Below are 19,890 nucleotides of genomic sequence, written 5' to 3'. Positions count from 1 at the left end.
CAGACGCACGCGCACCGGGCTCAGTCCGCGGTCCAGTGCCCCGACTTGCCGCCGGCCTTCTCCAGCAACCGGATGTCGCCGATGCGCATGCCGCGATCGACCGCCTTGCACATGTCGTAGATGGTGAGCAGGGCAACGCTGGCTGCGGTCAGCGCTTCCATTTCGACGCCGGTCTGGCCGGTGGTGCGGGCGGTGACTTCACAGAGCACGCGGCTGCCCGCCTCATCCAGCGTGAACTCGACGCTCACCTTGGTCAGTGCGATCGGATGGCACAGCGGGATCAGGTCCGAGGTGCGTTTCGAGGCCTGGATGCCGGCGATGCGGGCGACGCCGAGTACGTCGCCTTTCTTTGCGTTGCCGTCGCGCACCAGCGCGAAGGTGGCCGGAAGCATGGTGATCGAACCGGCGGCACGCGCCACCCGCGCGGTGTGCGCCTTGTCGCCGACGTCGACCATGTGGGCCTGGCCCTCGGCGTCGAAATGGGTCAGCGGAGACTGCGGAGTCTGTGAGTCGTCGGCGCTCATCGTGTCATTGCGGACGGGTGAGGAGGGGGGATGTTAAGTTCGAGCCAGTAGCGGGCGAGCAGGGTCAGCGTTTCGGAAAAGCTGACGAAATCGAGCGACTTGCGTACGAAGCTGTTCGCACCCAGTTGTGCCGCGGTACGGATGTCGCGCTGCTGCGACGAGGCCGACACCATAACCACCGGCAGCACGTGCGTCTGCGGGTCGGCCCGTACCTGCCGCAGCACTTCGAGTCCGTCGATGCGCGGCAGCGTGAGGTCCAGCATTACCAGCGCCGGCTGGTAGCGCGTGTCGCGCCCGACGAAGGCACCGCGGCCGAACAGATAGTCCAGCCCTTCCTCACCGGAGGCGGCGACCTGGATCTGCTCGCTAGGCACGATGTTGCGCAGTGCCGTGGTGATCAGCTTCACGTCTTCGGGAACATCTTCAATCAGCAGCAGGGCGTGCGAACCAACCGGAATCGACGACATCGGAGACGTAGGCGTTGAGTGGTGAGAGGACCGGCCGGGCCGGCTACCATGTCGGTCGTCGCGCAGCGCCGGCCGGACCTTCTGTGCTGCCGTTCTTGTTGCGTCGCCGCCGTCTTTGCGGCGACGTCACATGCGGTAACCGATCGCTGACGAATGCTCACCTGCTGCCGAACGACCGTTCACGCCTGCCCGTTATCATAGCATCGCCATGAGTCACTTCCTGTTCACCCGCCGGCTGCGCAAGGCGGTCGCCGTGCTGCTCCTGCTGCCGCTCGCCGCGCCGGCCAACACGCTGCCTGATCTGGGCGACGTCGCCCAAGCTGATCTGCCGCCGTCGCTCGAACGCCGCATCGGCGAATCACTGTGGCGCGACATGCGGGTACGCGAGCGCAGCTACATCAACGATCCGGAAATCAGCAGCTATCTGAACCAGCTGGCCGACCGGCTGGTGGCCAAACTGCCGGATTCGACGCAGAGCTTCGAACTGTTCGCGCTGCGCGACCCCACCTTGAATGCCTTCGCCTGGCCCGGCGGTTTCATCGGCGTGCACACCGGCCTCATCGTCGCGGCGCAGAGCGAATCCGAACTCGCTTCGGTGATCGCACACGAAATTTCGCACGTGACGCAGCGGCATATCGCCCGGCTGTACTCGAAGCGTGGCGAAATGAGCGTGATCGCGATCGCCTCGCTCATCATCGCGGCGCTGGCTGCGCGCGGCAATTCACAGGCGGCCCAGGCGGCGCTGGTCGGTGGTCAGGCGGCGAACATCGCCACCCAGCTCTCCTATACGCGCGATTTCGAGCGCGAGGCCGACCGCATCGGCATCCAGATGCTGGACGGCGCCGGCTTCGACACCCGGGGCATGGCGGCCTTCTTTGAGCGCATGCAGCGCTCGGTGCGCTTCTACGAGGCGAACTCGCCGGCCTATCTGCGCACGCACCCGCTGACCACCGAGCGTATTGCCGACGCCGCCGCGCGCATCCAGCAGACCGCCTATCGACAGGTGCCGGACAGCATCGACTTCCTGCTCGTGCGTGCCAAGCTGCGTGCCTACGACGGCGACGCGCGAGAGGCGAGGGCCGAATTCGAGAGCCGGCTGCGCGACGTCCAGGGCAACGCCCGCGTTGCAGCGCGTTTCGGGCTGGCCCATGCGGCGCTGCGTCTGCGCGAATTCAAGCGCGCGCAGCAGGAACTCGACGCGCTGCACGCTGAAGGTTTTTCGTCGCCGATGCTCGACAACCTGGGCGGTCGCATCAGCCTGGACGCCGGGCGCCCGGCCGAGGCGGCCGAGCGCTTCCGCGACGGCCTGAGCCGGTCCGCGCGTTCGCGTGCGCTGCTGTACGGACTGATCGAGGCCCTGCTGGCCGACAATCGGCCGGACGAGGCGCTGGCGGTCGTCAATGGCGAGGTGTCCGTCTCTACCCAGGACCCGCAGCTCTACCAGTACCAGGCGAAGACCTATGCGCTGCTTGGAAAGCGTCTGGCGCAACATCGGGCGCAGGCCGAGGCCTATGTGCTCAATGGTCAGTACCAGGCCGCCATCGAACAGCTCGAACTGGCACAGCGTGCCGCGGACGGCGATTTCTATCAGCAGTCGGCGGTCGATGCGCGGCTGCGCGAACTGCGCGAACGGCTTGCCGAGCAGCGGCGCGACGGCCTGTAGGCCGTCACGCGATGTCGGCTGGCGCCGGAAACGAAGCCGTGGCGTTGATCACCGCCGCGACAGCGGGTATAAACGCCGCTCCAAGCACGGGGTGAGACATGGAATTCGACAAGGAACTGGATGCGCGCGGCCTGAACTGTCCGCTGCCCATCCTGCGCACCAAGAAGGCGCTTTCGGAACTGAGCAGCGGTCAGGTGCTGCGCGTGGTGGCGACCGATCCGGGCGCGGTGCGCGATTTCGAAGCTTTCGCGCGGCAGACGGGCAACACCCTGCTGGACAGCGGCGAAGCGAACAAGGAATTCTTCTTCCTGCTGCGACGCAAGTAAGCGCTGAGGCCATCGCGAAAACATCGGGGGCAACATGATCCGTCTGTTCCAGTTTCCCCCGGCGATGGGCCTCCCCAACGCAAGCGGCTTCTGCCTGAAGCTCGAAACCTGGCTGCGCATGGCCGGGCTGCCCTATCAGAACGTCTACACGATGAATCTGGGCAAGGCGCCGAAAGGCAAGCTGCCGCACATCATCGACGACGACGGCACCGTGGTGGCGGACAGCGGCCTCATCATCGATCACCTGAAGCGGCGTCACGGCGTGGCGCTGGACGACCATCTCGATCGCGACCAGCGCGCGCAATCGCTGTTGCTTCAGCGCACGCTGGAAGAGCACACCTACTGGTGCGTACTTCATTTCCGCTGGGCCGACGACCGCTACTGGCCGGCCACGCGCGACGCCTTCTTCGGCGGACTCGGCGCGCCATACAAGTGGTTCGTGCCGGCACTGGCGCGCGGCGGCATGGTGAAGCAGGTGAAGGCAGCCGGGGTCGGCCGCCACACGGCCGACGAAATTATTGAAATGGGCATGCGCGATATTGACGCCGTCGCCACCGTGCTCGGCGACAAGCCCTTCCTGTTCGGACACCCCTCCAGCATCGACGCAACGGCCTACGGCCTGCTGGCAAATGTCGTGTTCGTCGATGTGGACATTCCGTTCAAACGGCTGATCGAGCGCGACTACCCGTCCATCGTGCGCTACTGCGAGCGGATGAGGCAGGTTTATTGGAGGGGCTAGCGGAGAGGGGCTAGGAACTAGAGGCTAGGGACTAGGAAAGTCTCCGGGCGGCTTCGCCGCCCGCAATCCGCTAGCCCCAAACCCCTAGCCCCCAGCCCCTCGAGTCACCCCAACCGCCCCAGTTGTTCTTCCAGCTTGACCAGCAGATCACCGAAATCGGCTAGGCGCTTGCGCTCCTGATCGACCACAGCGGCGGGGGCTCGGCCGACGAAGCTTTCGTTGCCGAGCTTGGCTTCGCATTTCGCGATCTCGCCTTTGACGCGGGCGATTTCCTTGCCGACGCGCTCGCGTTCGGCGGCGACGTCGATCTCGATCTTCAGCATCAGACGGAAATCGCCCACCACCTGCACCGGCGCCGGCGAATCCGGCAGCGCGTCACCGACCGCCTGTACCTCGCTGAGCTTGGCGAGCGCGGCCAGGTAGGGCGCGTAGCCGCGGATCGCCTCGGTCTTGCCGGCGGCGAGCAGCGGTACCTTGGTGGCCGGCGACACGCCCATTTCGCCACGCAGGCTGCGGCAGGCGTCGATCATGGTCTTCAGCTCCGCCACCCAGGCGTCGGCGGTCGCGTCGATGCGCGTCAGATTGGCCTGCGGGTAGCGCACCAGCTGGATCGACTCGCCTTCCTTGCGGTCGGCGAGCGGCGCGACGGTCTGCCACAGCTCTTCGGTGATGAAGGGAATGAGGGGATGAGCCAGGCGCAGCACGGTTTCCAGCACTCGGAGCAGGGTGCGGCGGGTGGCGCGCTGCTGGGCCGGCGTGCCGTTCTGGATCTGCACCTTGGCCAGTTCGAGGTACCAGTCGCAGTACTCGTCCCAGACGAAGCGGTAGATCGCCTGCGCCACCAGGTCGAAGCGGTAGTCGCCGAATTGCTTCTCGACTTCGGCCTCGACACGCTGCAGTTCGCTGACGATCCACAGGTCCGGTGCCTGGAAGTGCAGCGGGCCGTCCGGTCCGCAGTCCTCGTTGCACGGCGCCATGCCGCAGTCCTGACCTTCGCAGTTCATCAGCACGAAGCGGGTGGCGTTCCACAGCTTGTTGCAGAAGTTGCGGTAGCCCTCGCAGCGCTGCATGTCGAACTTGATGTCGCGGCCGGGGCTGGCCAGCGAGGCGAAGGTGAAGCGCAGCGCGTCGGTGCCAAAGGCGGGAATGCCGTCCGGGAATTCCTTGCGCGTGCGCTTCTCGATCTGTTCCGCCTGCTTCGGATTCATCAGGCCGGTGGTGCGCTTCTTCACCAGATCGTCGAGTGCGATGCCGTCGATCAGGTCGATCGGGTCCAGCACGTTGCCCTTGGACTTCGACATTTTCTGGCCTTCCGCGTCGCGGATGAGACCGTGCACATAGACGTCGCGGAACGGAATGCGACCGGTGATGTGCGTGGTCATCATGACCATGCGCGCCACCCAGAAGAAGATGATGTCGAAACCGGTCACCAGCACCGACGACGGCAGGTAGAGGTCGAGCGCCGGATTGCTCTTCTCCGGGTTGCCCGGCTCCCAGTCCGGCGTCCAGTCCAGCGTCGAGAAGGGCCACAGCGCCGACGAGTACCAGGTGTCGAGCACGTCCTCGTCGCGCTTGAGCAGCGGCAGGTTTTCCTTGATCGCGTAATTGCGGCCGACTTCGGGCAGCGTGTCGCCGGACATTTCGCGCGCCATCGCGGTGGCGATGGCGAGGCGCTTCAGGTCCGGCTTCGATTGCGCGAGGTGTTCAAAATACTTCTGGTAGGCCTCGGCTTCGGAATGCGCGACGAACACGTTGCCCTGATCGTCATACCAGGCCGGAATCTGGTGGCCCCACCACAGCTGGCGCGATATGCACCAGTCCTGGATGTTGTTCAGCCACTGGTTGTAGGTGTTCACCCAGTTTTCCGGGTGGAAGCGGATCTCGCCGTTTGCCACCACGTCGAGCGCCTTCTGCGTGATGCTCTTGCCGTCCTTGCCTGGCTTGCTCATCGCGACGAACCACTGGTCGGTCAGCATGGGCTCGATCACGGCATTGGTGCGGTCGCCGCGCGGCACTTTCAGCGTGTGCTTGTCGGTCTTCTCCAGCAGGCCGGCTGCTTCGAGGTCGGTGACGATGGCCTTGCGCGCAGCAAAGCGGTCGAGGCCGCGATATTTCTCCGGCGCGTTATCGTTGATCTTCGCATCCAGCGTCAGGATGGAAATCATCGGCAGTCCATGCCGCTGGCCGACCGCGTAGTCGTTGAAATCGTGCGCCGGAGTCACCTTGACCACGCCGGTGCCGAATTCGCGATCGACGTAGCTGTCAGCGATGACCGGAATCTCCCGGTCGGTCAGCGGCAGCTTCACCGTCTTGCCGATCAGCGCGCTGTAGCGTTCGTCCTCCGGATGCACCATCACGGCGACGTCGCCCAGCATGGTTTCCGGGCGGGTCGTGGCGACGGTCAGATGACCGGAACCATCAGCCAGCGGATAGTGGATGTGCCACAGTGAACCGGCTTCCTCTTCCTGCACCACTTCGAGGTCGGACACCGCGGTGCCCAGCACCGGATCCCAGTTCACCAGACGCTTGCCGCGGTAGATCAGACCTTCCTGATGCAGACGGACGAAGGTTTCGGTGACGATCTTCGACAGGCCTTCGTCCATCGTGAAGCGCTCGCGCGTCCAGTCGGGCGAGGTGCCGAGACGGCGCATCTGGCGGGTGATGGTGGAGCCGGAGTACTCCTTCCATTCCCACACCTTCTTCACGAATTCCTCGCGGCCGAGGTCGTGGCGGGAGATGCCCTGGGCGTCGAGCTGGCGCTCGACCACGATCTGGGTGGCGATGCCGGCGTGGTCGGTACCCGGCTGCCACAGCGTGTTGTCGCCACGCATCCGGTGATAGCGGGTGAGAGCGTCCATCAGGGTCTGGTTGAAACCGTGACCCATGTGCAGCGTGCCGGTGACGTTCGGCGGCGGCAGCAGGATGCAGAAGTTCGACTTGTTCGGGGTGTCGGTGTCCAGGCCGGCAGCGAAGTAGCCGCGCGATTCCCACTCGGGGTACCAGCGGCGTTCGATGTCGGCCGGTTCGAAGCTCTTGGCCAGCGTCATGACGGGTCTGCTTGGATGCAAACCCGCGATTATAGGGGCTGGTCGGGCTGGTCCGATGGTTCGACCGTGGCGTTGAGCACGGCCTGACTGCGGTTTTCGATGTCGGCGGCGATGGATTCACGCAGATCGAGTACTGCCTGTTCGCGGATGCGGGCTGTTGCACTCTCCAGTGCGGCGCCCAGCGCCGCCTCGAACGCCACCTGCATCTCGATGCTGACCAGCGCCGGCAGCGTGGTCGTGCACCAGTCGTCGATACGGCTCTGGATCAGCGCGGGCAGGTCGGAAAACTGCTGCGACAGTGCGTCGGAGGTCCTCTGCTGCAGACGTTCCCGGACTTCGGTGCCGACCGAGCGCGCAACCTCTCCGGTTACGCGTTCCGTCACGTCGGCGGTGACGCGTTCGGTCACCTCCGCGGTGACCCGCTCGGTGACTTCGGCCGTTACGCGCTCCGTGACCTCCGCGGTCACCGCCGCGGTGATTTCGGCGCTGCGGTCCTCGGGTTCCGGCACCAGGGTGTCGAGATCCACTTCCTCGGTCAGCAGCGGGATGCCGTCGTCCACCACGGCCGGGGCGACCCGGCCGGCGACGAAGGTGCGGCTGCGCCGCATCAGCGAATCGGCTCGGCCGATCAGGTCGTCGCTCATGCTTCAGCCTTTCTTGTCTGCATGTCGAATCCGCCCTGCCGGTAGCGTACGTAGCGCGTGCGCGCCGCGTCGCGGTCGGCGGGGTCCTGACTGACGATCTCGACGATGTGCGCGCGTTGCTCGAAACCGGCAGGCACATCGTGCGCCATGTTGAGCAGGATCGCATCGACCGGGGCCGACGCCGGATCGCGACCGATGCGCACCGGCGTCGCGTCGCTCAGCGGGTGGCCGTCGCGCACATGCGGAATGAAGGCCAGCGGCTCGAACACCCAGAGCATCTGATCGAGCCGCGTGGCCAGCGCATCGTTGTCGCAATGTATCCACACGCGACGCCCCGCGGCATGCCACTGCGCCACCAGCGCGCAGGCGTGGCGAAGCTTGTCGGGCGCGTCGTGGTGGAATTCGGCGACCGCCATGCGTGCCTCAGAGCTTGCCGGCGCGTTCGAGCAGGAAGTGGGTCAGCAGCGGTACCGGACGACCGGTGCCGCCCTTGTCCTTGCCGCTCTTCCAGGCTGTGCCGGCGATGTCCAGGTGCGCCCACTTGAACTTCTTCGCGAAGCGCGCGAGGAAGCAGGCGGCCGTGATCGAACCGGCCGGCCGGCCGCCGATATTGCCCATGTCGGCGAAGTTGCTCTTCAGCTGCTCCTGGTAATCCTCCCAGATCGGCAGACGCCAGGCGCGGTCCCACGCGGTCTGACCGGCCGCCAACAGCTCATCGGCCAGCGCGTCGTCGTTGGCCATCAGACCGCTGGTGACGTGGCCCAGCGCGATGATGCAGGCGCCGGTCAGCGTCGCGATATCGACCACGCAGGCGGGTTCGTAGCGCTCGGCGTAGGTCAGCGCATCGCACAGGATGAGCCGGCCTTCGGCGTCGGTGTTCAGGATTTCTATGGTCTGGCCGGACATCGACTTGACCACGTCACCCGGCCGCGTGGCTGCACCGCCCGGCATGTTTTCGGTGGTCGGGATGAGGCCGATCACGTTCAGCGGCAGCTTCATCGCGGCCAGCGCCTGGAAGGTGCCGAGCACGCTGGCGGCGCCGCACATGTCGTACTTCATCTCGTCCATGCCTTCGCCCGGCTTCAGCGAGATGCCGCCGGTGTCGAAGGTGATGCCCTTGCCGACCAGCACGATGGGCGCCTCGTTCTTCTTGCCGGCGCGGTACTCCATCGCGATGAATTTGGGCGGCTGGCGCGAGCCGGCGGCGACCGACAGGAAAGAGCCCATGCCCAGTTTCTGCATGTCGGCGCGGTCGAGCACGGTGACGGCGATGTCCGACCTCTTGCCCAGTTCGAGCGCCTGTTCGGCGAGATAGGTCGGCGTGCAGACGTTGGGCGGCAGGTTGCCGAGGGTCTTGGCCAGCGCCATGCCGTGACCGATCGCCTCGCCCTGAGCGAGCGCATCGGCAGCGGCCGATGTGGCAGTCTTCTTCGGCAGCGTGAAGCCGAGTGCGGCCAGCGCTCGCGACTCGTCCTTCTTGTTGCGGGCGTGCGTGTCGTAGCGGTAGAGCACGTCGAGTGCGACGATCGCCGCCTGACGCAGCGCACCGGCCGTGCCGACCTTGCGCGGGGCGACTTCGGCCAGCGTGCTCACCGCATCACGGGCGCCGGTGTCGCGCAGCGCGCGCACGCTGGCGGAGACGGCGTCGCGGTACTCCTTGAGACCGAATTCCTTTTCCTTGCCAAGACCGACCAGCAGCACGCGCTCGGCGGCGATGCCCGGCAACTTGTGCAGCAGCAGCGTGCTGCCGGACTTGCCGTCCATGTCGCCGCTGCCGAGGATGTCGGCGATGCGACCCTTGCTGGCGGCGTCGAGCGCCGCGGCGGCGGAGGCCGGTTTGCGCGACTCGAACACGCCGACCACCAGGGCGCAGGTGCGCAGTTTCTCGGGGCTGCCGCTCTTTATGCTAAATTCCACCCGCTTCTCCTCTATCAGTTCGCGCTGCTTCAAGTCGTCCGATTATCGGCGTGAAGCCGCGCGCGAGTCAAAAAAGAACGGCCTGACGCGCCTTTGCGCGAAGGCGTTCCGCACGGAGCCCCAGGCTTGATCTTCCAGCGCGCCGCCCTGCGCGAATTTGCCAGTACTGCTTTGACGGTGTTCGTCGCACTGTTTGCGATCGTGCTGTCCACCCAGCTCGTGCGCCTGCTCGGACAGGCGGCGGGCGGGAAAGTGGCATCGGAAGCGGTGATGGCGCTGCTCGGCTTCGGCGCGTTGCGCTATCTCGGCGTGATCCTGTCGCTGACGCTGTTCATATCGGTGTTGCTGGCGATGTCGCGCAGCTGGCGGGATTCGGAGATGGTGGTGTGGTTCTCCACCGGCCTGCCGCTGTCCGCCTGGGTGCGGCCCGTGCTGCTGTTCGCCTTGCCGATGGTGATCGCGGTGGGGGTTCTGTCGCTGTATCTGGCGCCGTGGTCGCAGGTGAAGAGCGCCGAGTTCCGTACCCGCATGAGCAACCGCGATGACGTGGCGCAGATGTCGCCCGGCAGCTTCCGCGAGTCGTCGCAGGCCAACCGGGTGTTCTTCGTCGAGAGCGGCGATGGCACCGATGGCGCGGTCAAGAACATCTTCGTCAGCACGACCGACAAGGGCAAGGTCGGCGTCATCGTCGCCGGTGACGGCTATACGCAGACCATGGAGTCGGGCGATCGCTTCGTCGTGCTGCTGAACGGGCGCCGCTACGAAGGCGAGCCGGGCAGCCCGGAGTACCGCGTGATGGAATTCGAGCGTTACGCGGTGCGCATCGAAACGAAGGAGGCGCAGGGCGTCGAGTCACGCCCCTATCTGCTGACGGTCGAGGAATTGCTGGCCGATCCGACGGCTCCGAACATGGGCGAGCTGGCTTTCCGCATCGGTCTTCCGATCGCCGCACTCAACCTGGCTCTGCTCGCAATTCCGCTGTCTTTCGTCAATCCGCGCGCCGGGCGCGCCAACAATCTGCTGATGGCGCTGCTGATCTATCTCGTCTACTCGAATCTGCTGAGCATCACCCAGGCCTGGGTGTCGCAGGGCAAGCTGTCATTCAGCGGCGTGCTGTGGACGCTGCATGGCGGCATGTTCCTGCTGCTGGCCGGCATGTTCGCCTGGCGCATTTATGGCCACCTCCCGCGCACCTGGCTGAGCCGCTGATCGATGCTGATCCACGAACGCTACATCCGCCGTGAAGTCGCCCTGGCCACCCTGCTGGTGCTGGCTGCCTTCCTCGGGCTGTTCGGGTTTTTCGACCTGATCAACGAGCTGGACAATCTCGGACGTGGCAATTACGGCCTGCAGCACGCGGTGATGTATACCGTGCTGACCATGCCCGGTCGCGTTTACGAAACGCTGCCGATCGCGGTGCTGATCGGCGCGCTGTATTCACTGACCACGCTGTCGCGCCATTCGGAAATCACCGTGCTGCGTGCTTCGGGCATGTCGACCGGTCGCATCCTGCGTCTGCTTGCACGCATCGGCCTGCCCTTCGTGCTGCTCACCTTTGTCACCGGCGAGTTCATTGCGCCGCCAGCCGAGCGCGCGGCGCAGGAACTGAAGCTGTCCGCCCGTTCACAGCTGCTTACAGGCGAGTTCCGCAGCGGCTTCTGGGTCAAGGACGGTCACGACTTCGTCAACATCGGCAGCGTCACGCCCGAGGGGGTGCTGCGCAAGATCCGCATTTTCGAGTTCAACGACAGCCGCGAACTGTTGTCCGTCCTGGAGGCGGCAAGCGGCGGTTATCAAGCGCCGGCCGGATGGGTGCTCACCAATGTCATCCGCACCGACTTCTCGGAGAGCGGTGCCAAAGTGAGCAAGTCGGACACGCTGGTGTGGGATTCCGATCTCAGCCCGGACGTGATGAGCGTGATGCTGGTGGTGCCGGAACGGATGTCGGCGTGGAAGCTGTGGCACTACATCCGGCACCTGTCGGACAACCGGCAGGAAACCGGCCGCTACGAAATCGCGCTGTGGAAGAAATTCAGCTACCCGCTCGCCTGCTTCGTCATGCTGGCGCTCGCCTTGCCCTTCGCCTACATGCACAACCGCAATGCGGCGGTCAGCATCAAGGTGTTCACCGGGGTGATGATCGGCGTGCTGTTCCACATGCTGAACGGCCTGTTCTCCAACCTCGGCGCGATCAACTCGTGGCCGCCTTATGCGGCGGCACTGACGCCCGGCTTCCTCTTCGTGTTCGCTGCGGCGGCCATGCTGTGGTGGGAGGACCGCCGCTGAGCGGCCCGCCTACTTGATGCGGATCACGCGCGTGCCGGCCAGCCTGTCGTGCAGGAACTGACGGTCACGGTCAAACAGCGCCCAGAACAGTCCAACGCCGCAGAACAGCAGTGACGGCCAACTCAGCAGATAGCGCGCCAGGGCGCGTTTCAGTTCGGGCGGCCTGTCCTGCGTGGCGTCGACGACGCGTATCCCCCAGGTCTGCATGGCCAGCGTCTGTCCGCCGCGGCGCCAGTAATGGACGAAGTACAGGCCAAGCAGCAGCAGGATGTGCAGCCAGGCAAACCAGCCCTGCGGCGCGAGTTCGAAGAACAGTCCGACGATCAGATAGGGCAGCATGAAGCCGGCCGCCAGCACGCCGAGCAGCAGCAGGGATTCATAGAGCAGCGATGCGAGGCGCCGGCGCAGGCCGGCCGCCGGATAACGGGTCGTGTCTGACATGTGGAAGCGGTGCGGCGTGGCCGCATGAAGAAGTGGACGGCGAAGCTGCCTGTTTATTTGCGGACCGGCGCTGCGGCCGCCGCGCCCGGCGCCTTGGTGCCGGGGCGTTGGGCCGCGCCAAGCCGGCTGCGTTCCTCGGGCGACAGCCCTTCGTAGGCTTCCCATTGCCGGCGCAGCGTCTCGCGCTGGTCGGCGGGCATTGCCTGCAGGCGCTTGTAGCGCTCGCGTGCCTCGATACGCTCCTGCGGCGTCAGGCTGCCCCAGTAGCTCATGCGCGCGCGCATCCGCGACTGTTCCTCGACCGTCATCGACGGGTAGCGGGCAGCGAGGTCGAGCCATTTGCGGCGGCGTTCGGCGTCGAAGCTGTCCCAGTCGGCAGCCAGCGGCGAAAGGATGGCCTGTTCGGCCTGACCGAGCTGATGCCAGCCCGGCGCACGGGACTGCGCCGACGCGCCGGCGCAGGCAAGGGTGGCTGCAAGCAGCGCACCTGCAAACTTGCGTCGCATCAGGATCTGCCCTGGCTGTCGAGCCAGGCCCCGAAACCGCGATCGAGGTAGGCGTCGATAGGCAGATCGTCGGTCAGCAGGGCGCTGTCGATGTCGAGGGATTCGTTGAAGCGCTCGTCCTGTGATTGCTGGCTGGCCAGGGCGGCGATCAGTGCGAGCATCAGGATGCCGACGGTCGGCGCCAGTCCGTCGCGCAGCCAGCCTCCGCCCAGATTGCCCGGCAGCCCGGCGAGACGGGGCAGCCACGCCAGTCGGCGGCGCGGCGTGGCGGCAGCCAGTGCCCGCTCGCGCGACTGGCGCAGGCGGAAAACGATGTCGGGGGGCAGTTCGGTGCAGGAGGCTTCGAGCGCTGCGTGCGCGCGCTGGCCGATCGCGGCCTCATCGGTCGCCGAGGGCGGAAATGTCGTTCGAACGGTGGATTTCATAACTTGATGCCACGCAGTTTGAGGGCGGCAGCGAGCGCATGGGTCGCGCGCGAGCAATGCGTCTTGACGCTGCCTTCCGAACAGCCCATGACGGCGGCCGTTTCGGCAATGTCCAATTCCTCCCAGTAACGCATCAGAAAAGCTTCGCGTTGACGTGCAGGGAGGCGGGATATTTCACGCTCTATCAGAGCCATCACCTCGCTCTGTTCGAGGTTCTGCTCTGGCGTACGGCCGAGTTCAGACGGCTCGTCGATCACCATGTTGTCGAGCGGGTCGTAATCGTCGTCCTCGTCTGCGCCGGTGAAGGACGACAACAGCGTGGTCCAGGTCGAGCGCACCTTGCGCCGCCGGAACATGTCTCGGATCACGTTCTGCAGGATGCGCTGGAACAGCATCGGAAACTCTTCCGCCGGGCGGTCGGCGTACTTTTCCGCGAGTTTCATCATCGCGTCCTGCACGGCATCGAGTGCGGATTCGTCGTCGCGCAGCGCGAATACGGCCTGTTTGAAGGCGCGCCGTTCGACCGCGGCGAGAAAGCCGGAAAGTTCTTCGCGAGATGCCAGGATGTGTCTTTCTCAGGGTGGGTGGCGATCGCTGCGGAGCGGGCGGTCAGGCCCGTGCGATGCCGAAAATGCCTTGACCGGGAACTGTGCGACAGCTACCCTTTGCGGCTTTTCCGGAATTTTTTTACAGGTGTGGCGATGCTTTTGACCGGAGCGGAAATTGTAGTCAGGTGCCTTGCGGAAGAAAAGGTCGAGTATGTTTTCGGCTATCCCGGCGGCGCCGTACTGTACCTGTACGACGAGCTTTTCAAGCAGGACAAGGTCCGGCACGTACTGGTCCGCCACGAGCAGGCTGCGCTGCATGCCGCTGACGCCTATTCGCGTTCGACCGAGCGCGTCGGCGTTGCGCTGGTGACTTCCGGTCCCGGTGTGACCAACGCGATCACCGGCATCGCGACCGCCTACATGGATTCGATCCCGATGGTGATCATTTCCGGTCAGGTGCCGACCGCGGCCATCGGTCAGGATGCCTTCCAGGAATGCGACACGGTCGGCATCACCCGGCCCTGCGTAAAGCACAACTTCCTGGTCAAGGACGTTAAGGACATCGCGACCACCATCAAGAAGGCCTTCTATATCGCGAAGACCGGCCGTCCGGGCCCGGTGCTGGTCGATATCCCGAAGGACATCACGATGGCCAAGGCCGAGTTCGACTACCCGAAGTCGGTCACGATGCGTTCCTACAACCCGATCACCAAGGGTCATCAGGGCCAGATCAAGAAGGCCGTCCAGCTGCTGCTGGAAGCCAAGCGCCCGATGATCTACGCCGGTGGCGGCGTCATCCTGTCCGACTGTTCGGAAAAGCTGACCAAGCTGGTGCGCACGCTGGGTGCCCCGTGTACCAACACGCTGATGGGCCTGGGCGCCTATCCGGCGACCGACAAGCAGTTCGTCGGCATGCTGGGCATGCACGGCAACTACGAAGCCAATATGGCGATGCAGTACTGCGACGTGCTGATCGCGGTCGGCGCCCGCTTCGATGACCGAGTGATCGGCAACCCGGCCGACTTCGCCCGTGTTGCGCGCAAGATCATCCATATCGACATCGACCCGTCGTCGATTTCCAAGCGCGTGAAGGTGGACGTGCCCATCGTCGGCAACCTGCCGGACGTGCTGGACGACATCCTGCGTCTGCTCGACGCGTCGAACGACCGTCCGGACAAGGAAGCGCTCGGCGAGTGGTGGAAGCAGATCGAGGAATGGCGTCGTCGCGACTGCCTGAAGTACAAGCAGAGCGACGAAGTGATCAAGCCGCAGTTCGTGGTCGAAAAGCTGTGGGAAGTGACCAAGGGCGACGCCTTCATCACGTCCGACGTCGGCCAGCACCAGATGTGGGCGGCCCAGTACTACAAGTTCGACAAGCCGCGCCGCTGGCTCAATTCCGGTGGTCTGGGCACGATGGGCGTCGGCATTCCCTACGGCATCGGCGTGCAGCTTGCCCATCCGGGCTCGCCGGTGGCGGTGGTGACCGGTGAAGGGTCGGTGCAGATGAACATCCAGGAACTGTCGACCTGCAAGCAGTACCGCATTCCGCTGAAGATCTGCAGCCTGAACAACCGGTATCTGGGCATGGTCCGCCAGTGGCAGGAAATCATCCACGGCAACCGCTATTCCGAGTCCTACATGGATTCGCTGCCCGATTTCGCCAAGCTGGCCGAGGCCTACGGCCACGTCGGCATCCGCGTTGAAAAGCCGGGTGACGTCGAAGACGCGCTGCGCGAGGCCTTCAAGCGCAAGAACGATCTGGTGTTCATCGACTTCCAGGTCGATCCGACCGAAAACGTGTATCCGATGGTGATGGGCGGCAAGGGTCTGACCGACATGATCCTGTCGTCCGAGGACCTGTAACGCAATACCCCGACACTGTCGTGCGCGGACCCCGGCAGCCATGCGTCGCCGGGTCCGCCTGACGGACTTACCGGTCCGTCAGGCCGCGGGCACCGGCCTCCGGCAGCCCGTCTTCGCGGCGGCGGTTCCTGATTTCCAGAAAGAGGCGCTCGCAATGAGGCATGTTATTTCCGTACTGATCGAGAACGAAGCGGGTGCGCTGTCGCGCGTGTCCGGCCTGTTCTCGGCGCGTGGCTACAACATCGAATCGCTGACCGTGGCACCGACCGAAGACGGTTCGCTGTCGCGCATGACCATCATTTCCACCGGCTCGGACGACATCATCGAGCAGATCACCAAGCAGCTGAACAAGCTGATCGAGGTGGTCAAGGTGGTCGACCTGTCCGAAGCCGCGCACATCGAGCGCGAACTGATGCTCATCAAGGTACGTGCCACCGGCAAGGACCGCGAAGAACTGAAGCGCGTCGCCGACATCTTCCGCGGCCGCATCATCGACGTGACCGACTCGACCTATGTGATCGAACTTACCGGCAACACGGCCAAACTCGATTCCTTCGTCGGCGCCATCGACAGTTCGCTGATCCTGGAAACCGTGCGCACCGGCGTCGCCGGCATCGGCCGCGGCGACCGCATCCTGCGCCTCTGATCCGCACACCGCATTCCGCTCCAGCCCGCAGCACCGCATAAACCTACACAGCACAAGGGAAAACCCATGAAAGTCTTCTACGACAAGGACGCAGACCTGTCCCTGATCAAAGGCAAGAAAGTCACCATCGTCGGCTACGGTTCGCAAGGCCATGCCCACGCACAGAACCTGTCGGATTCCGGCGTCAAGGTCACGGTCGGCCTGCGCAAGGGCGGCGCGTCGTGGAAGAAGGCGGAAGGCGCCGGCCTGAAGGTGAAGGAAGTGGCCGACGCGGTGAAGGGTGCCGATCTGGTCATGATCCTGCTGCCGGACGAAAACATTCCGCAGGTGTATTACGGTGACGTCGAGCCGAACATCAAGAAGGGCGCGACCCTGGCGTTCGCCCACGGCTTCAACATCCATTACAACCAGGTCATCCCGCGCGAAGACCTGGATGTCGTCATGGTCGCCCCGAAGGGCCCGGGCCACACCGTGCGCTCCGAGTACCTGCGCGGAGGCGGTGTGCCGTCGCTGATCGCCGTGTACCAGGACAAGTCGGGCAAGGCGCGCGACCTCGCGCTGTCGTACGCAGCTGCGAACGGCGGCACCAAGGGCGGTGTGATCGAAACCTCGTTCCGCGAAGAGACCGAAACCGATCTGTTCGGCGAGCAGGCCGTTCTGTGCGGTGGTCTGGTCGAACTGATCAAGGCCGGCTACGAAACGCTGACCGAAGCCGGTTACGCGCCGGAAATGGCCTACTTCGAATGCCTGCACGAAGTGAAGCTCATCGTCGACCTGATCTTCGAGGGCGGCATTGCCAACATGAACTACTCGATCTCGAACAACGCGGAATACGGTGAATACGTCACCGGCCCGCGCGTGATCGCCGGCGAAGCCCGCGCTGCGATGAAGGAGTGCCTGGCCAACATCCAGAACGGCAACTACGCGAAGAACTTCATTCTCGAAGGCCGCACCAACTATCCGGAGATGACCGCCCGTCGTCGCCTGACCGCCGCCCACGAGATCGAGAAGGTCGGCGCGCAGCTGCGCGGCATGATGCCGTGGATCACCAAGAACAAGCTGGTCGACCAGTCGAAGAACTGATTGGCGTCTCGCCTGGCCCGGCGGTTCCGGCACTTGCGTGCCCGGACCGCCGGGCCTTTTGCATTCCAGGCCGGGCGATGCGGCGCACTCGAGGGGCTCTCGCGTCACCATTGAACGCTTCCGCGATGCGCGTCATCCTGATACGTTCGGGGCGGCTCGCAGCCTGTCGTCAGTTCGCGGCGCCGGGGCGAATTTGTCCATGAAGCGGGCGTCGCGAGCATCGGGGGCCGAACCGGCCTGAAACGCAAAAACCGTGCGGCGGTGATCCCGCGCATGGTTCGTCGGAGTGAATGCATGTCCGAATACGACCCGCAATACATCAAGCCTGCGGATCCGGTGAAACGCCGGCGCGGCATCTACATCCTGCCCAATCTGTTCACGACGGCGTCATTGTTCGCAGGTTTCTACGCCATCGTGCAGGCGATGAATGGACGCTACGAATACTCGGCGGTCGCCATCTTCATCGCCATGGTGCTCGACGGACTCGACGGCCGCGTCGCGCGGCTCACCCATACGCAATCGGCCTTCGGCGCCGAATTCGATTCGCTGTCCGACATGGTGTCCTTCGGTGCCGCTCCGGCGCTGATCGCCTACGAGTGGGCGATGCGCGGTCTGGGCAAATGGGGCTGGATCGCCGCCTTCATCTACTGCGCCGGTGCCGCGCTGCGCCTGGCCCGTTTCAACACCAATCTGGGCACCGTGGACAAGCGCTACTTCCAGGGCCTGCCCAGCCCGGCCGCTGCGGCGCTGGTGGCCGGCCTCGTCTGGGTGGCGACGGACAACGGCTACACCGGACCGGACATGCGCTGGGCGGCCTTCGTCATCACGCTGTTCGCCGGCCTGACGATGGTGAGCAACGTGAAGTTCTGGAGCGGCAAGGACATCAACCTGCGCCGCAGCGTGCCCTTCATCGTCATTTTCGGTTTCGTGCTGGCCTTCGTCGCCGTGTCGGTGAACCCGCCGGTGGTGCTGTTCAGCCTGTTCGTCGCCTACGGGCTGTCCGGCTACGTGATGTGGCTGGTCCGTTTCTCGCGACAGAAGCCGCAATCGCCCTCGCCTCCGCCGCCCGAGGCTTGAGCTGGCGCGCCGTTGTCGCGGTGCGGCCCGGCGACTATATTCGCGACCCTGAGCCGTTCACGGCCCATTGCCTGTTTGAAGAACCGATCTTGTGTGTCCGCACCACGACGGATGCACCCCGGAGACTGCCATGACTGATCGCCTCATCATTTTCGACACCACGCTGCGCGACGGCGAACAGAGCCCGGGCGCCTCGATGACGCGCGACGAGAAACTGCGCATCGCCCGCCAGTTGGAAAAGATGCGGGTGGACGTGATCGAGGCCGGCTTTGCCGCTGCGTCGAATGGCGATTTCGAATCCGTGCGCGCGGTGGCCGAGGCGATCCGCGAGTCGACGGTCTGTTCGCTGGCGCGCGCCAGCGAGAACGACATCCGTCGCGCCGGCGAGGCGATCAAGCCGGCAGCCAGCGGGCGCATCCACACCTTCATCGCGACCAGCCCCATCCACATGGAGAAGAAGCTGCGGATGAGCCCCGACCAGGTGGTCGAGCAGGCGATCAAGGCGATCGGCTGGGCGCGGGAGTACACCGAGGATGTCGAGTTCTCGGCCGAGGACGCGGTGCGCTCCGACATCGACTTCCTGGTGCGCGTGTTCACCGAGGTGATCAAGGCCGGCGCGAAGACGATCAACGTGCCGGACACCGTCGGCTATTCGGTACCGGCGCAGTGGGCAGAGCGCATGCGCATCCTGATCGAGCGCGTCCCGGGTGCCGACAAGGTAGTGTGGTCCACGCACTGCCACAACGACCTCGGCATGGCGGTCGCCAATTCGCTGGCCGCAGTAATGGCCGGCGCCCGTCAGGTCGAGTGCACCATCAACGGTCTCGGCGAGCGCGCGGGCAACGCTTCGCTGGAGGAGATCGTGATGGCGGTGCGCACGCGCCGCGACGTGTTCGGTGTCGAGACGCGCATCGACGCGACGCAGATCGTGCCGGCGTCGCGCCTGGTGTCCACCATCACCGGTTATCCGGTGCAGCCAAACAAGGCGGTGGTCGGTGCCAACGCCTTCGCGCACGAATCCGGCATCCACCAGGACGGCGTGCTCAAGCACCGCGAAACCTACGAAATCATGCGTGCCGAGGACGTAGGCTGGAACACCAACAAGCTGGTGCTCGGTAAGCACTCGGGCCGCAACGCCTTCCGCGCCCGACTGACCGAACTGGGCATCGTGGTCGAGTCCGAGGAGCAGCTCAACGTCGCTTTCGCCGCATTCAAGGAGCTGGCCGACAAGAAGCACGAAATCTTCGACGAGGATATCCAGGCGCTGATGAGCGACGAAGCGGTCACGCCGGAGCAGGAGCAGTACAAACTGGTGGCGCTGAGCTCGCGCTCGGAAACCGGGGAACTGCCGCAGTCCGTGGTCACGCTGTCGGACGACGGGCGCGAAGTGAAGGTGTCGTCCAACGGCAGCGGCCCGGTCGATGCCGCCTTCTGTGCCATCGAGTCGGTGGCGAAGAGCGGCGCCGAACTGCTGCTGTATTCGGTCAATGCGATCACCACCGGCACCGATGCGCAGGGCGAGGTGACGGTGCGTCTGGCGCTGGGCGGTCGCATCGTCAATGGCCAGGGCGCCGACACCGACATCATCGTGGCGTCCGCGAAGGCCTACATCAATGCGCTGAACAAGCTGCAGGGCGTGCAGAAACTCAACCCGCAGGGCGAAAGCCCGATCTGAACGACGGCGCGCC

Annotated in this window: 20 protein-coding genes; 10 read left to right on the top strand and 10 right to left on the bottom strand. The window is 65.0% G+C overall.

The features are described from left to right. Positions 1-20: 20 nt before the first annotated feature. On the bottom strand, positions 21-524 hold the full coding sequence (gene moaC / locus METFAM1_RS0109775; protein WP_019919430.1) for a cyclic pyranopterin monophosphate synthase MoaC: 504 nt from the start codon (positions 522-524) through the stop codon (positions 21-23). Then, positions 521-991 (bottom strand): response regulator, encoded by a 471-nt coding sequence (locus METFAM1_RS0109770; RefSeq protein WP_019919429.1) that lies wholly within the window; start codon positions 989-991, stop codon positions 521-523. The genes moaC and METFAM1_RS0109770 overlap by 4 nt, the downstream gene beginning before the upstream one ends. Positions 992-1,199: 208 nt before the next feature. On the opposite strand from METFAM1_RS0109770, the gene METFAM1_RS0109765 reads away from it, so the two are divergent. From METFAM1_RS0109765 to METFAM1_RS0109755, 3 genes are all read left to right on the top strand, one after another. Continuing rightward, positions 1,200-2,654: a M48 family metalloprotease gene (locus tag METFAM1_RS0109765; RefSeq protein WP_019919428.1), complete on the top strand. Its 1,455-nt coding sequence runs from the start codon at positions 1,200-1,202 to the stop codon at positions 2,652-2,654. A gap of 98 nt (positions 2,655-2,752) precedes the next feature. Then, positions 2,753-2,980 (top strand): sulfurtransferase TusA family protein, encoded by a 228-nt coding sequence (locus METFAM1_RS0109760; protein WP_019919427.1) that lies wholly within the window; start codon positions 2,753-2,755, stop codon positions 2,978-2,980. Between the two features lie 34 nt (positions 2,981-3,014). Continuing rightward, positions 3,015-3,719, top strand: coding sequence for a glutathione S-transferase family protein (locus METFAM1_RS0109755; protein ID WP_019919426.1), 705 nt, complete (start codon positions 3,015-3,017; stop codon positions 3,717-3,719). A 104-nt stretch (positions 3,720-3,823) separates the two neighbouring features. Here the strand turns inward: METFAM1_RS0109755 and METFAM1_RS0109750 are convergent, their stop codons facing one another. From METFAM1_RS0109750 to METFAM1_RS0109735, 4 genes are read right to left on the bottom strand one after another with little or no spacing between them, the layout of a single operon-like run. Beyond that, positions 3,824-6,766: a valine--tRNA ligase gene (locus tag METFAM1_RS0109750; protein ID WP_019919425.1), complete on the bottom strand. Its 2,943-nt coding sequence runs from the start codon at positions 6,764-6,766 to the stop codon at positions 3,824-3,826. Positions 6,767-6,795: 29 nt separating this feature from the next. After that, a complete protein-coding gene (locus tag METFAM1_RS0109745) occupies positions 6,796-7,410 on the bottom strand; it encodes a hypothetical protein (protein WP_019919424.1) in 615 nt (204 codons plus the stop codon). Then, positions 7,407-7,826, bottom strand: a complete 420-nt coding sequence (locus METFAM1_RS0109740) for a DNA polymerase III subunit chi (RefSeq protein WP_019919423.1) — start codon at positions 7,824-7,826, stop codon at positions 7,407-7,409. Before METFAM1_RS0109740 ends, METFAM1_RS0109745 begins: the two co-directional genes overlap by 4 nt. Positions 7,827-7,833: 7 nt before the next feature. Then, positions 7,834-9,327 carry a leucyl aminopeptidase gene (locus tag METFAM1_RS0109735; RefSeq protein WP_024300614.1) on the bottom strand — a complete coding sequence of 498 codons (1,494 nt, stop codon included), beginning with the start codon at positions 9,325-9,327 and terminating at the stop codon, positions 7,834-7,836. Positions 9,328-9,453: 126 nt separating this feature from the next. Here METFAM1_RS0109735 and lptF point away from each other — a divergent pair, with 126 nt between their 5' ends. Both lptF and lptG read left to right on the top strand, forming a co-directional pair. Continuing rightward, positions 9,454-10,536 (top strand): LPS export ABC transporter permease LptF, encoded by a 1,083-nt coding sequence (lptF, locus tag METFAM1_RS0109730; RefSeq protein ID WP_019919421.1) that lies wholly within the window; start codon positions 9,454-9,456, stop codon positions 10,534-10,536. Between the two features lie 3 nt (positions 10,537-10,539). Further along, a complete protein-coding gene (gene lptG / locus METFAM1_RS0109725; RefSeq protein WP_019919420.1) occupies positions 10,540-11,613 on the top strand; it encodes an LPS export ABC transporter permease LptG in 1,074 nt (357 codons plus the stop codon). Positions 11,614-11,622: 9 nt separating this feature from the next. Here lptG and METFAM1_RS0109720 read toward each other — a convergent pair whose 3' ends face one another. From METFAM1_RS0109720 to METFAM1_RS0109705, 4 genes are read right to left on the bottom strand one after another with little or no spacing between them, the layout of a single operon-like run. After that, positions 11,623-12,054 carry an RDD family protein gene (locus METFAM1_RS0109720; RefSeq protein WP_019919419.1) on the bottom strand — a complete coding sequence of 144 codons (432 nt, stop codon included), beginning with the start codon at positions 12,052-12,054 and terminating at the stop codon, positions 11,623-11,625. A 53-nt stretch (positions 12,055-12,107) separates the two neighbouring features. Next, positions 12,108-12,560, bottom strand: a complete 453-nt coding sequence (locus METFAM1_RS0109715) for a DUF3106 domain-containing protein (RefSeq protein WP_019919418.1) — start codon at positions 12,558-12,560, stop codon at positions 12,108-12,110. Beyond that, positions 12,560-12,985, bottom strand: a complete 426-nt coding sequence (locus tag METFAM1_RS0109710) for a DUF3619 family protein (protein WP_019919417.1) — start codon at positions 12,983-12,985, stop codon at positions 12,560-12,562. Before METFAM1_RS0109710 ends, METFAM1_RS0109715 begins: the two co-directional genes overlap by 1 nt. Then, positions 12,982-13,548, bottom strand: a complete 567-nt coding sequence (locus tag METFAM1_RS0109705; RefSeq protein ID WP_081627203.1) for an RNA polymerase sigma factor — start codon at positions 13,546-13,548, stop codon at positions 12,982-12,984. The genes METFAM1_RS0109710 and METFAM1_RS0109705 overlap by 4 nt, the downstream gene beginning before the upstream one ends. A 138-nt stretch (positions 13,549-13,686) precedes the next feature. On the opposite strand from METFAM1_RS0109705, the gene METFAM1_RS0109700 reads away from it, so the two are divergent. From METFAM1_RS0109700 to METFAM1_RS0109680, 5 genes are all read left to right on the top strand, one after another. Then, positions 13,687-15,396, top strand: coding sequence for an acetolactate synthase 3 catalytic subunit (locus METFAM1_RS0109700; protein ID WP_019919415.1), 1,710 nt, complete (start codon positions 13,687-13,689; stop codon positions 15,394-15,396). A 154-nt stretch (positions 15,397-15,550) separates the two neighbouring features. Then, complete coding sequence (gene ilvN / locus METFAM1_RS0109695; protein ID WP_019919414.1) at positions 15,551-16,042, top strand: acetolactate synthase small subunit; 492 nt, start codon at positions 15,551-15,553, stop codon at positions 16,040-16,042. A gap of 66 nt (positions 16,043-16,108) precedes the next feature. Next, on the top strand, positions 16,109-17,125 hold the full coding sequence (ilvC, locus tag METFAM1_RS0109690) for a ketol-acid reductoisomerase (RefSeq protein ID WP_008062093.1): 1,017 nt from the start codon (positions 16,109-16,111) through the stop codon (positions 17,123-17,125). Positions 17,126-17,419: 294 nt separating this feature from the next. Further along, a complete protein-coding gene (gene pssA, locus METFAM1_RS0109685; protein WP_019919413.1) occupies positions 17,420-18,202 on the top strand; it encodes a CDP-diacylglycerol--serine O-phosphatidyltransferase in 783 nt (260 codons plus the stop codon). Between the two features lie 130 nt (positions 18,203-18,332). Continuing rightward, complete coding sequence (locus tag METFAM1_RS0109680; protein ID WP_019919412.1) at positions 18,333-19,877, top strand: 2-isopropylmalate synthase; 1,545 nt, start codon at positions 18,333-18,335, stop codon at positions 19,875-19,877. The last annotated feature ends 13 nt before the right edge of the window (positions 19,878-19,890 follow it).

This window comes from Methyloversatilis discipulorum (assembly GCF_000527135.1).
Classification (GTDB): Bacteria; Pseudomonadota; Gammaproteobacteria; order Burkholderiales; family Rhodocyclaceae; genus Methyloversatilis; species Methyloversatilis discipulorum.
The sequence above is the reverse complement of the archived record's forward strand: the minus strand, read 5'-3'. Positions and strand labels throughout refer to the sequence as shown.

Coding starts and splice junctions, on each gene's coding strand:
- moaC (WP_019919430.1), bottom strand. CDS start 524: ATGAGCGCCGACGACTCACAGACTCCGCAGTCTCCGCTGACCCATTTC.
- METFAM1_RS0109770 (WP_019919429.1), bottom strand. CDS start 991: ATGTCGTCGATTCCGGTTGGTTCGCACGCCCTGCTGCTGATTGAAGAT.
- METFAM1_RS0109765 (WP_019919428.1), top strand. CDS start 1,200: ATGAGTCACTTCCTGTTCACCCGCCGGCTGCGCAAGGCGGTCGCCGTG.
- METFAM1_RS0109760 (WP_019919427.1), top strand. CDS start 2,753: ATGGAATTCGACAAGGAACTGGATGCGCGCGGCCTGAACTGTCCGCTG.
- METFAM1_RS0109755 (WP_019919426.1), top strand. CDS start 3,015: ATGATCCGTCTGTTCCAGTTTCCCCCGGCGATGGGCCTCCCCAACGCA.
- METFAM1_RS0109750 (WP_019919425.1), bottom strand. CDS start 6,766: ATGACGCTGGCCAAGAGCTTCGAACCGGCCGACATCGAACGCCGCTGG.
- METFAM1_RS0109745 (WP_019919424.1), bottom strand. CDS start 7,410: ATGAGCGACGACCTGATCGGCCGAGCCGATTCGCTGATGCGGCGCAGC.
- METFAM1_RS0109740 (WP_019919423.1), bottom strand. CDS start 7,826: ATGGCGGTCGCCGAATTCCACCACGACGCGCCCGACAAGCTTCGCCAC.
- lptG (WP_019919420.1), top strand. CDS start 10,540: ATGCTGATCCACGAACGCTACATCCGCCGTGAAGTCGCCCTGGCCACC.
- METFAM1_RS0109720 (WP_019919419.1), bottom strand. CDS start 12,054: ATGTCAGACACGACCCGTTATCCGGCGGCCGGCCTGCGCCGGCGCCTC.
- METFAM1_RS0109715 (WP_019919418.1), bottom strand. CDS start 12,560: ATGCGACGCAAGTTTGCAGGTGCGCTGCTTGCAGCCACCCTTGCCTGC.
- METFAM1_RS0109710 (WP_019919417.1), bottom strand. CDS start 12,985: ATGAAATCCACCGTTCGAACGACATTTCCGCCCTCGGCGACCGATGAG.
- METFAM1_RS0109700 (WP_019919415.1), top strand. CDS start 13,687: ATGCTTTTGACCGGAGCGGAAATTGTAGTCAGGTGCCTTGCGGAAGAA.
- ilvN (WP_019919414.1), top strand. CDS start 15,551: ATGAGGCATGTTATTTCCGTACTGATCGAGAACGAAGCGGGTGCGCTG.
- ilvC (WP_008062093.1), top strand. CDS start 16,109: ATGAAAGTCTTCTACGACAAGGACGCAGACCTGTCCCTGATCAAAGGC.
- pssA (WP_019919413.1), top strand. CDS start 17,420: ATGTCCGAATACGACCCGCAATACATCAAGCCTGCGGATCCGGTGAAA.
- METFAM1_RS0109680 (WP_019919412.1), top strand. CDS start 18,333: ATGACTGATCGCCTCATCATTTTCGACACCACGCTGCGCGACGGCGAA.